The organism is Alteromonas macleodii (genome assembly GCF_903772925.1).
Classification (GTDB): Bacteria; Pseudomonadota; Gammaproteobacteria; order Enterobacterales; family Alteromonadaceae; genus Alteromonas; species Alteromonas macleodii_A.
Genome location: NZ_LR812090.1, coordinates 146,565 through 160,365, shown reverse-complemented (window position 1 = coordinate 160,365; position 13,801 = coordinate 146,565). Strand labels below are relative to the sequence as shown.

Sequence of the window (13,801 nt, the reverse complement as noted above, 5' to 3'; positions counted from 1 at the left end):
CTAAAAGATTTTTAATTCACCTATAACTACGCACCAGAATTGAGGTGCAACTCAATTTGAACGAACAAACAAACGAACAAAACAAGCAGTAACTACTTCACAAATTACAGAGGATTGTATCCATGGAAGAGTTCTTAGCGTCACTCGATATTAACCAATACTTGCCAGCCGCCTTGGCGTGGGCCACGAACATATTACTTGCTTTGGCAATTTTAATAATTGGCTTATGGGTAGCGAGTAAGGTGTATAACGCTATTGTCGCTATTGCTAATAGCCACCCTCAACTTGATGACACACTATTTAAGTTTTTTGGTAGCGTAGCACGCTATACCATTCTTGCTTTTGTTGGCATAGCGGTACTTAATCGCTTTGGCGTTCAAACAGCATCTATTATTGCTCTGTTAGGTGCTGCCGGTCTTGCTATTGGTTTAGCACTCCAAGGCACGCTTTCCAACTTGGCTGCAGGTGTTATGTTGCTTATCTTCCGCCCCTATAAAGTTAATGACTTTGTCGATGCGGCGGGCAAGTTCGGTAAAGTAACTGAAATCGACTTATTCACTACTATTTTGCAAACCTTCGATAATAAGCAAATTATCATTCCAAACAGCCAAATTTGGGGCGAGCAAATTGTTAACCACTCTCATCATGAAATTCGCGGTGTAGACATGACCTTTGGTATTGCCTACAACGAAAACATTGATGCTGCTCGTGCCGTTATCGATAAAGTATTGGCAGACCACCCGCACATACTTAAAGACCCAGCACCATTTGTTGAGGTATCTACCCTTAACGATAGCTCAGTTGACTTTATTGTTCGTCCATTCTGTCACGGCGAGCATTACTTCGACATTCTGTTCTCAGTGCCAGAGCAGATTAAGAAAGCGCTAGATGAAGCTAACATTGAAATTCCGTTCCCGCACCGTAAAGTGATTGTGGTAAACGAAAACGCATAGCGCGCAGGTAAAAAATAACGTCCTAGTAAGCAAAAGGGCAGCCGACTGGCTGCCCTTTTTATGTTCTGATTTAAAGTCAGCTAAAAACGAATTACGCTCTATCTTTTTTAGGAAACACGGCCAAAGGGTGTGTAGTAATTAACTGAACAAACGCACGAGTATTTGGCTTAATGGCATTCTCGTGACTTACGCGCACTTTCAGTTCATCACCGCTATCTAGCACAACAGCATAAAGGCGGCTTTCGCCCTCATAACGCACCCACTTCACCGTACAGTTAGTTTCGCTATGGGCTGCATCTAAACTTAAATCATCAGGGCGTACGAGCAAATCTACATTGCCGTTAGCACCTTGAAGCGGTGTGCCTGGCACCTTGCCGATCTCTGTCACGACCGTTTTGTCTGTATTTACTTCATTAGCATCAAATGTGGCACTTAAAAAGCTTGCCTCGCCCATAAACCGCGCTACAAAGCGGCTTGCTGGCGAAGAATAACAGGCTTCAGGTGTGTCTAATTGCTCTAACACACCTTTATTTAATATGCCCACTCTATCACCAACACTTAACGCTTCCTCTTGGTCATGGGTTACCCAAATTGCGGGCACGCCGGCCTTTTTAAGCGCGTCGCGAATTTCCCAACGCAAGCTGTCTTTTAACGCTGCATCTAAGTTTGAAAGGGGTTCGTCTAGCAGTACAAAAGAAGGTTCATGCGCTAGGGTACGGGCTAGCGCAACACGCTGCTTCTGCCCGCCTGAAAGACGTGCAGGTTTAGCATCGCGGAAATTATCTAGACCTAACAGTTTCAGCCAATGATCGGCAAGCTTAGTGTCTTTTAAACGAAAACATACGTTTTGCTGAACGGTAAGATGGGGGAATAGCGCAAAATCTTGGAACACCATGCCGACGTTACGCTTTTCAGGTGGCACGTGTTTGTTTGCTGTACTTTCCCAATTACCTAGGCTCATAGCGCCTTCTGAAATAGGGATAAGCCCTGCCAATGCCTGCAAAATAGTAGTTTTACCGCAGCCAGTTGGCCCCACCAACATCAGGATTTCGTCTTGCGCAAGCTCAAGATTTAACTTGTCGACAACGCGGGTAGACCCATAATTCACTGACAAATTACTTACACTAAGCATTACGAACGATCATCCTCGGTAACAGTAAACTGGGCTTTTCTTTCGCCCGACAGCATGAGAACCAGCCCCACGCCAGATAATAAAACCAGTAGAAGTCCAGGTACGGCAGCGCGTCCAAAGTAACCCGCCTCGTAAACACGCCACATGTAAGTGGCTAAGGTTTCAAAGCCTGTAGGCCCCAACATTAATGTAGCAGGCAGTTCACGCATGGCTTCCAAAAACACTAATGCAGCCCCTGCAATCATACCACGAAGGGTTAAGGGCAGCGTAACTCGTATAAAGGCCTCTCTTGGGCTAGCGCCAAGTACGCGTGCAGCTTTCACTAGGCCCGAATCTATATTCTCGGCGGTACTTCTAACACTTCCCACCGCTAAAGGAATAAAACGCAGCACATAGGCCATAACCAATAAACTTAAGGTTTGATACAACGCAGGCAAGTACTTAAGGCCCACGTACACCAGCGCTGTTCCCATAACTATACCTGGTACACCAAAGCCAAAATAGGTAATGCGCTCCATAAAGCGGCCAGCTTTGCCTGCAATAGCCGCGTGAGCAACCGGAATGGCAAGAAGCACGGCCACAATCGCGGCAATAAATGATGCATGGGCTGAATTCCATGCATAGCTTAATTCAAAGCCACCTGTGCCCTCTCGCACTAACCACAGCGTGAAAATAGCTAGGGGAAGTACAATAGCCATAAATACAACAGGCATAGTCGCAAGCAACATTAGGTTGCGCTGCCAGCGTGCAGGAAATAAGGATAAGTGCTTTCCTGGGCGTTCTTGCGCCCCACCTATTCGGCTTTCTATAAACAGAATAAGCCCAACAATCACCATAAGCTGCAGGCTTAGCATGGCCGCCTGGCTTAACCCAAAAGCGTTGTATTCAACAAAAATAACGCGAGTAAAGGTGTCGAAGCCCATTATTGCAGGCGTACCAAAATCAGATAACGCGTAAAGCGCAGCAAGAAGTGCCCCCGCAGCAACGCTGTTTACTACGCGCGGTAGCACCACACGCCATAAGCTAGCACCTAACGACAGACCTAGCGTACGCGCCGCGTTAACCAAGCTGGCATCTAAACTCAGCAAGCTTGAACGGGTTGTCATCATCACAAAAGGATAGGTGTATAGGCTCATGACCAGAGCCGAGCCCCACAAACCGCTAATTGGCGGCGTGCTAATACCTAAAACGTTCTCTATTTCTCCGCCAATACCAAATGAGAAGTACATGGCGAATGCGCCAATATAACTAGGCAACGCCAGTGGCGCAGCCAACAAGATAAGCCAGAAGCGCTTAAATGGCATTTGCACATAGGCAGTTAAAAAAGCAAGGGGGACACCTATAAGCACCGAACCAATGATAGTAAGCACTACCAATGAAATAGTATTGCCTAGTACACGAAGGTTATGGGTATCGAAAAGCTGGGCACTATCTTGAGCTAAAGAAAATAAAACGCCGACGGGCAATAAAGCCATCAGCGCAATAAGTAGTGCCAGTGGATACGACTTTGGCCAGTTTGTCACAGTACGCCAACTTCCCTCATAAGGTTTAGTGTTGGGCGTAAATCAGCCAGTTTACGAAGGTCCATTTCGGGTGGCGATAGCGTACTTAGTTCCGCTAAGCCTTGTGGTGGTTCAACTCCTTGAACCAAAGGTATTTCGTATGCTTCGCGAGCAAGATAAGACTGCACTTCGTGCGACAGCAGATATCGAATAAAGTTAACCGGCAAATCACCGTCGCTCAACGCAACAATACCTGATGCGTTAACTAAGCAGCCTGCATCACCTTTGCTATAAGCAAGGGCCACATTCGCGTTTGGCTTACCTGATTTAAGTCGAAGCGTGTAATAGTGATTAGCAAAACCAATATCTACTTCACCACGTTCAACGCCCATTACTACACCAAGTTCACCCGCATACTTTTTAGAGTGCTTGTTAATGCCTTTAAGCCATGATTTTGTTGCTTTTTCGCCTTCTAAAATACGCATAGCGGTAACAAAAGACTGGAACGACGAATAAGCCGGCGCCCAGCCAATTTTTAAATCGCTATCGGCTAACGCCATTACGCTTTCTGGGATTTGTTCGGGCTTAACACGCTCGGTGTTATACGGCAGTGTGCGCACACGACCTGTTACCGGTGACCAGCTCGGGTATTGAAAATCTTCGCGAAGCTGTGAACGTAAATCATCAGGCAGCGACTTTGCAGCGCCTGCGTCAGTCACAACGCCAATTGAGCCCGTATCTACAGCCCAAAACAAATCAGCGCGTTTCACGCCCGCTTTTGTTTCAGCAACAATGGTGTTTGCCAATGCTGCTGACCCGCCGCGTCGAACCTTCAGGTTGAGCTTGGGATTGCGCTTTTCAATGGCTTTTAGAACATTTTCGTACAGACCGCCTTCACCACGCCCTAAATAAAGGGTGAGATCGCCTTCTAATTTAGGCAAAGACTCTACTGACACGCTGCCAGTTTGAGTCATAGCGTGGGCAAAACTAAACGGCAAGCCAGTTAACGCACCAGCTGCGGCTAGCCCTTGCAAAAATGTTCTACGTTGCATACCCCTTCCTTAAAATACGTCTTTACGACTTTTCTCTACTTCAACTAACAGTGTACGAGCGCGATCAAGTTTAGCCTGCATAGATTCTACAACTTTGCGTACCGCATCTACGCCATTATCTTTCGAAATAGCTTGCGGAAGCGTTACGTTAAAATCTTTTTCTAGGTCTTCAACCAAGGCTGCGTCTTTCGCAATCAAGTCACCCTCTACACCTTCAAAACGTTGAAGATAGGTGTCGTGCACTAGTGTTGTTGCAACCTCGTGAAGCTGCTCTGCATATTTAGCAACAACGCGATCAAGACGTGTTTTAATATCGTCGATAACTTCAGGGCCTGTGGTAGGTTCTTTCTCAGTGGTTTGAACTTTTCCAACCAGACCTTTCTTCTGATATTGAGACGCAAGTTTAACTGCGCCTAGCGCCTGCCACAAGGCATGATTTAGCTTCTCTTGTTCTACGCGCACATCAGCAATAGGCTTACCTTCATCAATAGCTACCTTTACACCATAAATACCTTGCCAAATAGAGGCATAAATAGGCACGTATTGGGTTTCAATGGCAGAGTGAAAGTCTACTTCTTCCCAGTACTCGATTAGCGCGTCTGTTTTAAGCGATTTATCTTTTGCTTCATACGCATCAACAACACTGCCAAACTTACTTTCTAACCAATGTACTTCTTCGGTGTACTCACCAATATGTGCATGTAAATTGTTTACGTGATCACCAATTGCACCGTTTGCAAGCGCATGTGAAGAAAACATCGAGAAAGTAACGGCCGAAGCCAGTACTAAGGCGCTTATTTTTTTCAGTGTTATTGTCATAATTTTTTCCTAAAACGTTTGTCTTTTCGCGCAAATGATACTTATTATCATTAAGCAAGTAAAGGTAACTAAACGAGGCTACACGCTAAGTAACGCAGTGCATCGGCCTTACGTTAGCCTTTAGTTTCTCTACGTTTTTGACCCACAATAATGCAGGTTAAATGATTAACCCTCGCTGAACATATTGATATTCAACGCAATTAGCAAACTGCTAGATCATAGTTGCGTTACATTTTAATGAAAATGACCGCCAAGTATACGCATATCTAAATTAATGAATATTCACAAAAAACTAAACGAAAAAAGCCCGCAACAATTGTTGCGGGCTTTGAGTATTTAAGGCCTTTTAAAAATTAAAGGCTATCTAACATGGTTTGGGCATCGCTCACGTCGAAACGACCAGGGTCTTCAACGTTTAGCTTTTTAACTTCGCCATCTTCTACAAGCATAGAATAACGAAGCGAACGTAAGCCTCCGAAGTTACCTGTACTCATGTCTAAGCCAATTTGCTTGGTAAAGAAACCGTTGCCATCCGCTAGCATGGTAATTTCTTCTGCATTGTTTGCTTTACCCCACGCATCCATAACGAATGCATCGTTCACACTTAGGCAAATAATACTATCAACACCTTTTGCCTTAAGCTTATCAGCAAGCGCTACATAGCCTGGCAAATGTGCTTGTGAGCAAGTAGGTGTAAAAGCGCCGGGTACAGCGAATAGTACAACGCGCTTTTCTGAAAACAGTTCGTTCGTTCCTGGGTTAGTTATTTCGCCATTCTCTAAAAGGCTAAAATCTACTTCAGGCAAAGTGCCCCCAACTTGTATCATGCTACTCTCCTAGATTTTTTCGACACAAATACACATCAAATCTGTGTTTTTTGCTTTCAATAGCCATTGATGCTTTTATTCCTGCCAGCACATCTGCACTGTTTGGGCGTTTAACCACTACCCGGTGCGTAGCTAGCTTGAGTGCTGGCGGTAACAGCGCATCTGCGTCTGGGTCATGACCAAGCAGTTGCTGAAACAGCCGCATTTCCTTTTTCACCAAGGCTGACTTCTTTTTATGTGGGAACATGGGATCTAGATAAATAGCGTTCACATTCTCACCAGTGAAGTATTGCATTACCTCAGCGCTATTTCCATGTTGAAGCGACATTTTAGCTGCAAGTTCTGGAAAACTAAGTGCTAATCTGCGAATACCGTCTTCAAGTAAGGCGGCCACCACAGGCGAGCGTTCAATCATAGTGACCCTGCAGCCCACGCTAACCAACACAAAGGCATCACGCCCAAGCCCTGGCGTTGCATCTACCACATGCCACGCTTCATTACCTTTAAGGCCAATCGCTTTAACAATAGGCTCTTTGCGCCCACCGCCGTGCTGTTTACGGTACAAACTCGCTGGCGAAGCAAAATCTACCTCTACCGGGTTTACTTTTTTCTCGCCTGCGTCAGCAAGGCCCAGCACACCATTTTGTACCTGTAAGTACAAGCCTTCGACGGGCTTTTCACTGCTACTAACAACAGGAAAGCCCCATTTTTCGCTGATTGCGCTAATTAGCCCAGCATCTTCGCTATTTGCTTTAGCGCTGTCGCCGTTATCGCAATCAATCAAAGGCACACTTTTAAGCATGACCGTATTGCTCCTTATGCCCTATCCATCTATTAATGATGGCTTGGGCATGAGACGGGTATTTATCCCAAAGGGTATAGGCAATTTCTTGGACTTTTGGAATAAGTGCAGCATCGCGAACCAAATCTGCTATTTTAAGCTCTGCCATTCCGGTTTGTTTCGTCCCCATAAATTCACCTGGGCCACGAATTTCTAAATCGCGCTGTGCAATGTAGAATCCGTCATTAGACTCACGCAATACGCCTAGTCGCTGAGTAGCGGTTTTCGATAGCGGGCTTTGGTACATAAGTACACACTGACTTTCTACCGCCCCCCTACCAACTCGGCCTCTAAGCTGGTGAAGCTGTGCTAACCCCAATCGTTCTGGATTTTCAATAATCATAATGCTGGCATTCGGCACATCTACGCCTACCTCAATAACCGTAGTCGCTACTAGTAAATCCAGTTTACCGTCTTTAAAGTCGGCCATAACCTGCGCTTTTTCAGCGGGCTTTAACCGCCCGTGTACCAAACCAACTTGTAAGTCTGGCAATGCGGTACGCAGGGTAACTGCGGCATCTTCAGCGGCCTGACACTCCAATACTTCCGACTCATCAATAAGCGTACATACCCAATAAGCCTGTCTGCCATTATCTTTACAAGCCTGACGCACGCGTTCTATCACATCGGCCCTGCGCGTGTCTGGTAGCACAACGGTTTGTACTGGCGTTCTGCCCGGTGGCAATTCGTCTATGACCGAGGTATCTAGGTCGGCATAAGCTGTCATGGCCAGCGTTCTTGGAATAGGCGTTGCCGTCATGATCAACTGGTGAGGGTAGCGACCTTGCTGTTCGCCCTTATCTCGAAGGGCCAAGCGCTGATGCACGCCAAAACGGTGCTGCTCATCTACGATAACCAGTGCTAGCTGCTGGTAACTCACACTTTCCTGGAAAATAGCGTGAGTACCCACCAACATTTGGATATCGCCAGCTTCTAAGCGCGCTAATACTTCGTTACGGGCTTTACCTTTAAGTTTTCCTGCAAGCCAGCCTACCTCAATACCTAGTGGTTCTAACCAGCCACGAAAGTTATTCGCGTGTTGTTCAGCCAATAGCTCAGTGGGAGCCATTAACGCCACCTGGTGGCCAGCCCCAATGGCTGATAGTGCAGCCAATGCCGCAACTAGGGTTTTGCCCGAGCCCACGTCACCTTGTACAAGGCGCATCATAGGCCGCGCATGCTGCATATCTTTTTGAATATCTTCTACTACTCTTGCCTGCGCGCCGGTTGGTGAGAATGGCAGTTGAGCGAGCATTTTATCGATAAGCGGCTGATTCACCTTAATAGGAATACCGGGCTGTGCGTCAGATAGCTTGCGTACTTTCAATACGCTTAGGTGATGTGACAACAACTCTTCAAGAATTAATCGATATTGAGCTGGATGCAGCCCCTCTTCCATTTCGTGTACGTCTACATCTGGTGGCGGGCGATGCACCAAATGAAGCGCCTCGTTAAGGCTAATTTGGTCATCATAAATGCCGTCGGGCAGTAGGTCGGCCAGCGCGCCTTTATCTAGAAGTTTTAAGGCCTGGTCGGTTAGATTACGTAGGGTTAACTGCTTAACACCGTCTGTGGTTGGGTAAACTGGCGTCAATGATTCTTCTGTAGGTGGCGCGTCTTCGTCCACTAGCTTAAATTCGGGGTGCATCATTTCAATGCCCCACTTGCCAGTACGCACTTCACCGAAACAGCGCACAGTGTTTCCCGGCGTCATAATTGACCGCTGAACGGCACCAAAGTGGAAAAACCTTAGGGTTATAGTACCTGTGCCATCACTTAGCTTTACCACCAGCATGCGTTTTTTGCCGTACTGAATGTCGGCGCTCATCACCTCGCCCTGCACGCTTACATGGGTAAACGGTCGGCACTCAGCCACGCTGTAAATACGGGTTCTGTCTTCGTAGCGATGAGGAAGGTGAAACAGTATATCTTGAAGGGTAAACAAGCCTATTTTATTAAGTTTTTCTGCCACCTTTGCGCCCACGCCTTTAAGCGCAGTTATGGGTGTAGTGGCCAGTGCTTGCATCAAGCGACATCCTTCTTTTGAAACATAAATGACTTAACCTTTGAAAAGGCACAAGCTGGTGTTATTCAACATGTTATAGGAAAAGAAGTGTAAAGGATTGTTGAGAGGTTGGCGAGTACGCTTTAGGCCAGTTTTTGACGTTGATAACAAAATAATAATTGCCAATATCGATTGACCTCGCGTGCTCTGGATTTCAACAAATTACCCTCTATTAAAAACATCAATTGATTCAAGAATCGATTTATTTCTGCTTAATTAATCTTGATGGCATAAACATTAATAATTTACGGTCAGTCTGCGGTTGCCACCTACGAATTTACACCATAGCATGAGATAGCATAGTTTGGAGTACATTGCAGGTTCATAATAAGAAGACTAAGACAACGCCCGCCAAAATCATGAAATCTGCCATGGTGGCGATTAGTGCCGATTCAACATTGCTGTAATGCTCTGTCGAACGCAAGTCATTAACACTCTGTAACTTTTTCATAAAAAGTTTTTTCTTTAAAAAAAACATATTGATACTCATGCCCAGAAAGATTAATGCCCATCCATACTCTAAGGCCTCCCACATAAAAATAGAAAAAACAAAACAAATCGACGAAGCTATTATCTTGATACTTTTTTTCATTCTTTATTATCCTGAGTTGGCAGAAGATAGTGAACTCGTCCAACTATCGTCTGACGTTTGATGGAAAATAGCCAACTTATTTCCGAGTTGGACTACCTAACGGAAATAGGTCCATGCTTTATCGGCAAGCCACTCGTCAATACCTGTATTTGCTGCAAGCCAACCACCAGCAGCGAAACCGGCCGCGAAAGATGCTCCAACCAGACCTAATCCCCTAAAAGAAGTCACAGCTATGTTAGCTTTCATTCCTGGGTGAATATTAGTAGGAGGAGCAAATCCTGCGCTAACTTCTTCAGTTTCTCTTTTATTAATTTCGATCATAATGATTCCTTATTTATTGATTACATAAAACAAACATCTATTGCCTTTCACATTACGTTTCAAAATGGAACAAAATGGTGCTCTGAGCCAGATAGCTGAATAGATTCCACAATCTTCAATCAAGTTGAAAGCCGCCATCATGTGAAGGCCATATTAGATTCTTTATGTAAGCATCAATTGTCAAATTGATAAAAAAACAATTTTTACATCACAAAGAAACACAAAAATATAGTTATCAATAAGATAGAAATGATAGTTATGAAAATATTATTCAAATAATATACTTAGAAATAAGTGACTTGATGTCGAGACATAAAGGCTTGCAGAAAGGGGCAACATACTTCTTACACTAAAATATTATCAATTAATAGAAAGTCTCACAGATACCAAAGTATCGATAATCCGACTTAGCATAGCGTTAGCAAAAAGTTCATTTGTTCAAAGTCGAATATTTGCTATTCGTTAGCATCCCATAAAGAGAATTCCGCTTTAGTGATCTGCATTTCTTTCCACCAGCTATCGTCAGCATCCACTTCACCTATAGCGTTAATAGCAGGCAGTGGCAAACCTTTGCGCTGGCATAGTTTGTACAAGCGAGGATAACCGTTTTGAAATGCCAAAGCCTGACATTCTTCTTCCGGCAACTGCTGTGTATTGTACATACCCGCAATAGTGCGTTGGCGCTGTGCTTCATAAAGAACCAGAGCTGCGGCTACCGATACATTTAGCGACTGCACCATACCCATCATGGGAATAACGATGTCTTGATCGGCAATGGCTTTCGCCTCATCAGAAGCACCATACTTTTCCTGACCAAACAAAATTGCGGTAGGTTTGGTGTAATCGACATCGCGAAAATCTACCGCGGTGTCAGACAAATGGGTAACCAACACCTGCATGCCTTGGCCTTTTAACTCAGCCATCGCATCGCTAATACCATCGTGGTTGGTTTGACGCACCCATTGCTGGCTGCCCATAGCCGTACCACGGCGAAACTGGTATTTCTTTTCCCACACGGTGTGAACACGATGAATGCCTACGGCGTCACAAGTTCTTACTATTGCCGAAACATTATGAGGCTTGTGCACATTTTCAAGGCATACCGTTAAATCGGTTTGTCTTTTTTCCAACACATCTCTAATGCGCTGGTAACGCTCAGGTGACATGGCTTACTCCGGCAGCTCCATTACACCATCAATTTCAATTTGTGCACCTTTAGGCAATGCAGACACCTGAACGGCAGCGCGCGCTGGGTAAGGCTTATTGAAGTAACGGCTCATAATTTCATTAACCGTTGCAAAGTGACCTAGGTCAATAAGAAAGATGTTCACTTTCACTAAGTCGTTTGTGGTGCCGCCAGCAGCGTCACACACCGCTTTAATGTTCTCAAAAACTTGTACTGCTTGCGCTTCAAAGTCGTTAGAAACCATTTCCATAGTTTCAGCAACAAGAGGAATTTGCCCCGAAAGATAAACGGTAGTGCCAGCTTTAACCGCTTGGCTATAAGTACCAATAGCAGCAGGTGCCTTATCGGTCTGAATAATAGACTTAGACATAGTAGTTCCTAAATTTTGTAGTAATTAGTGTCGTGATTGACTATGACGAGACACTTTTTGAACTTCCGGCATGGTGCGAATCTTCTTCATTACGCGCGCCAAGTGCACACGGTTGTGCGTGGTAAGTTCTAGGTCGATAAAGTAGATATTACTCTCTTTTTCTTCAGTTTGCAGACCAATGATGTTGGAATCGCACCCTGAAATAGTGTTCGTTAATGTTGCCAGCGTGCCCTGATGGTTTATCAGTTCTATACGCAGAGACGCTTTGAACTCACCCTGAGGGTTGTCGTCCCATTGCATAGGCAAGACGCGCTGCGGCTCTTCACGGGTAAGCTTACGAATATTGTTGCAGCCAATTTGGTGAATGGTCATACCGCGGCCGGGGCTCAATACTGCTACAATTTCATCGTCAGGAATGGGGTGGCAACAGCGAGAATAGTGAACAAGCAGGCCTTCTGTGCCGCGAATAGCTACATTACCTTTCTTATCTGATAAGTCTGTTGTGCTCTCACCTAATAAACGGCGCGCTACAATTGCACTTAGCTCGTTACCAAGGCCAATATCTACTAACAAATCGTCAAAATTAGCATGCTTGGTTTCGGCCACCACACGTTCAATATCTTCGTTTGGAATATCGTCTAGTTTTACGCTACCTAAGGCATGACGCAGTAGACGGTTACCCATGTTCACCGCTTCTTGAGAATGCTGTTTACGCAGATACTGACGAATACGGGTACGCGCGCGGGCACTCACTACAAAGTTTAGCCAGTTCGCATTCGGCTTCGCTTTCGGCGAGGTAATAATTTCCACGGTTTGACCGTTTTCAAGGGGCTTACTCAAGCTGAAATTTCTGCGCTCAACGCGCACACCTACACAGGTATTACCTACATCAGAGTGTACCGCGTAGGCAAAATCTACAGCGGTTGCGCCCATAGGTAATTCAATGATTCGGCCATCTGGGGTGAATACATAAATTTCGTCAGGAAACAGGTCAGTCTTAACCGACTCGATGAATTCAAACGATGAACTGGCCGATTGTTGTAGCTCAAGCAAGCTTTGCATCCACTTGCGCGCACGTAGCTGTGCAGTAGTGCCGTTATCACCAGGCTCTTTATAAAGCCAGTGGGCCGCTACCCCTTTATCCGCCATTTGGTCCATTTCCTGAGTACGAATTTGAATTTCAACAGGAATACCATGAGGACCAATTAATGACGTGTGCAACGACTGATAGCCGTTAGTACGAGGTATAGCGATATAGTCTTTAAAGCGGTTTTCAATTGGCTTGTATAAACCATGCATAGCGCCAAGCGCGCGATAGCAGCTGTCTACGGATTTAACGACTATACGAAAAGCATAGATATCCATTACCTCGTTGAACATGAGTTCTTTGTTTTTCATTTTTCGGTAAATGGAATACAGGTGCTTCTCGCGGCCTAATACATCAGATTCTATCTCGTAGGCATCAAGGCGCGTGTTAAGCTCTTCGCGAATATTCTCGATGATTTCTTTACGATTGCCACGTGCCTGACGCACGGCAGATTTTAATGCGCGATGACGCATGGGGTACATGGCTTGGAAACCTAAGTCTTCAAGCTCATTTTTAATATCGTGAATACCCAAACGGTGGGCAATAGGTGCATATATTTCTAGCGTTTCGCGAGCTATGCGACGGCGCTTATCTGGTCGAAGCGAGCCCAGCGTGCGCATATTGTGCGTGCGGTCGGCAAGTTTAATAAGAATAACCCTGATGTCTTGCACCATGGCCATCATCATTTTGCGGAAGTTTTCCGCTTGCGCTTCTTGTTTAGTGCTAAAGGCAAGCTTATCTAGCTTACTAACCCCTTCTACCAATTCGGCAACGGTCTCACCAAACGCTTCAGCTAAATCTTCTTTGCTGTAATGGGTATCTTCAATAACATCGTGAAGAAGCGCCGCCATGATCGTTTCGTGATCAAGGTGCATGTCGGCAAGAATACCCGCAACCGCGACAGGGTGAGTAATGTACGGGTCGCCACTTGAGCGCATTTGTCCATCGTGCGCTTCTTGGGCTAGCACAAAAGATTCCTGGACCAGCTGTACGCGCTCTGCTGGCAAATACTCTAAAACTTTCTGCTTTAAACCTTCAAACAAATACACAGTGG

The 13,801-nt window shown here is 45.4% G+C and carries 13 protein-coding genes; 1 reads left to right on the top strand and 12 read right to left on the bottom strand.

Translation table 11 applies throughout. The annotated features are described in order from the left end of the window. Positions 1 to 122: 122 nt before the first annotated feature. The gene (locus tag PCAR9_RS00710) at positions 123 to 953 is read left to right on the top strand and encodes a mechanosensitive ion channel family protein (RefSeq protein WP_179981978.1); all 831 of its coding nucleotides are present in this window, start codon (positions 123 to 125) and stop codon (positions 951 to 953) included. A 91-nt stretch (positions 954 to 1,044) separates the two neighbouring features. Here PCAR9_RS00710 and PCAR9_RS00705 read toward each other — a convergent pair whose 3' ends face one another. From PCAR9_RS00705 to spoT, 12 genes are all read right to left on the bottom strand, one after another. Continuing rightward, complete coding sequence (locus PCAR9_RS00705) at positions 1,045 to 2,085, bottom strand: ABC transporter ATP-binding protein (protein WP_179981977.1); 1,041 nt, start codon at positions 2,083 to 2,085, stop codon at positions 1,045 to 1,047. After that, the gene (locus PCAR9_RS00700; RefSeq protein WP_179981976.1) at positions 2,085 to 3,608 is read right to left on the bottom strand and encodes an ABC transporter permease; all 1,524 of its coding nucleotides are present in this window, start codon (positions 3,606 to 3,608) and stop codon (positions 2,085 to 2,087) included. Before PCAR9_RS00700 ends, PCAR9_RS00705 begins: the two co-directional genes overlap by 1 nt. Next, entirely contained in the window at positions 3,605 to 4,639 is a 1,035-nt protein-coding gene (locus PCAR9_RS00695) for an extracellular solute-binding protein (RefSeq protein ID WP_179981975.1), read from the bottom strand. The genes PCAR9_RS00700 and PCAR9_RS00695 overlap by 4 nt, the downstream gene beginning before the upstream one ends. Positions 4,640 to 4,648: 9 nt before the next feature. After that, positions 4,649 to 5,458: a hypothetical protein gene (locus tag PCAR9_RS00690; protein ID WP_179981974.1), complete on the bottom strand. Its 810-nt coding sequence runs from the start codon at positions 5,456 to 5,458 to the stop codon at positions 4,649 to 4,651. Between the two features lie 353 nt (positions 5,459 to 5,811). After that, entirely contained in the window at positions 5,812 to 6,285 is a 474-nt protein-coding gene (locus tag PCAR9_RS00685; protein ID WP_179981973.1) for a peroxiredoxin, read from the bottom strand. Between the two features lies 1 nt (position 6,286). After that, a complete protein-coding gene (locus tag PCAR9_RS00680) occupies positions 6,287 to 7,087 on the bottom strand; it encodes a class I SAM-dependent methyltransferase (RefSeq protein ID WP_179981972.1) in 801 nt (266 codons plus the stop codon). Then, positions 7,080 to 9,152, bottom strand: a complete 2,073-nt coding sequence (gene recG / locus PCAR9_RS00675; RefSeq protein ID WP_179985113.1) for an ATP-dependent DNA helicase RecG — start codon at positions 9,150 to 9,152, stop codon at positions 7,080 to 7,082. Before recG ends, PCAR9_RS00680 begins: the two co-directional genes overlap by 8 nt. Before the next feature lie 361 nt (positions 9,153 to 9,513). After that, a complete protein-coding gene (locus tag PCAR9_RS20155) occupies positions 9,514 to 9,642 on the bottom strand; it encodes a hypothetical protein (protein ID WP_269475033.1) in 129 nt (42 codons plus the stop codon). Between the two features lie 237 nt (positions 9,643 to 9,879). Beyond that, positions 9,880 to 10,104, bottom strand: coding sequence for a hypothetical protein (locus PCAR9_RS00670; protein ID WP_179981971.1), 225 nt, complete (start codon positions 10,102 to 10,104; stop codon positions 9,880 to 9,882). Between the two features lie 455 nt (positions 10,105 to 10,559). Then, positions 10,560 to 11,270, bottom strand: coding sequence for a tRNA (guanosine(18)-2'-O)-methyltransferase TrmH (gene trmH, locus PCAR9_RS00665; RefSeq protein ID WP_179981970.1), 711 nt, complete (start codon positions 11,268 to 11,270; stop codon positions 10,560 to 10,562). Positions 11,271 to 11,273: 3 nt separating this feature from the next. After that, positions 11,274 to 11,660 (bottom strand): deaminase RidA, encoded by a 387-nt coding sequence (gene ridA / locus PCAR9_RS00660; RefSeq protein ID WP_179981969.1) that lies wholly within the window; start codon positions 11,658 to 11,660, stop codon positions 11,274 to 11,276. A 24-nt stretch (positions 11,661 to 11,684) separates the two neighbouring features. Further along, positions 11,685 to 13,796 carry a bifunctional GTP diphosphokinase/guanosine-3',5'-bis pyrophosphate 3'-pyrophosphohydrolase gene (spoT, locus tag PCAR9_RS00655; protein WP_179981968.1) on the bottom strand — a complete coding sequence of 704 codons (2,112 nt, stop codon included), beginning with the start codon at positions 13,794 to 13,796 and terminating at the stop codon, positions 11,685 to 11,687. Positions 13,797 to 13,801 lie beyond the last annotated feature (5 nt).

What these genes read in the sequence shown, in the direction of transcription:
- PCAR9_RS00710 (WP_179981978.1), top strand. Translation starts at nt 123, where the DNA reads ATGGAAGAGTTCTTAGCGTCACTCGATATTAACCAATACTTGCCAGCC.
- PCAR9_RS00705 (WP_179981977.1), bottom strand. Translation starts at nt 2,085, where the DNA reads ATGCTTAGTGTAAGTAATTTGTCAGTGAATTATGGGTCTACCCGCGTT.
- PCAR9_RS00695 (WP_179981975.1), bottom strand. Translation starts at nt 4,639, where the DNA reads ATGCAACGTAGAACATTTTTGCAAGGGCTAGCCGCAGCTGGTGCGTTA.
- PCAR9_RS00690 (WP_179981974.1), bottom strand. Translation starts at nt 5,458, where the DNA reads ATGACAATAACACTGAAAAAAATAAGCGCCTTAGTACTGGCTTCGGCC.
- PCAR9_RS00685 (WP_179981973.1), bottom strand. Translation starts at nt 6,285, where the DNA reads ATGATACAAGTTGGGGGCACTTTGCCTGAAGTAGATTTTAGCCTTTTA.
- PCAR9_RS00680 (WP_179981972.1), bottom strand. Translation starts at nt 7,087, where the DNA reads ATGCTTAAAAGTGTGCCTTTGATTGATTGCGATAACGGCGACAGCGCT.
- recG (WP_179985113.1), bottom strand. Translation starts at nt 9,152, where the DNA reads ATGCAAGCACTGGCCACTACACCCATAACTGCGCTTAAAGGCGTGGGC.
- PCAR9_RS20155 (WP_269475033.1), bottom strand. Translation starts at nt 9,642, where the DNA reads ATGAAAAAGTTACAGAGTGTTAATGACTTGCGTTCGACAGAGCATTAC.
- PCAR9_RS00670 (WP_179981971.1), bottom strand. Translation starts at nt 10,104, where the DNA reads ATGATCGAAATTAATAAAAGAGAAACTGAAGAAGTTAGCGCAGGATTT.
- trmH (WP_179981970.1), bottom strand. Translation starts at nt 11,270, where the DNA reads ATGTCACCTGAGCGTTACCAGCGCATTAGAGATGTGTTGGAAAAAAGA.
- ridA (WP_179981969.1), bottom strand. Translation starts at nt 11,660, where the DNA reads ATGTCTAAGTCTATTATTCAGACCGATAAGGCACCTGCTGCTATTGGT.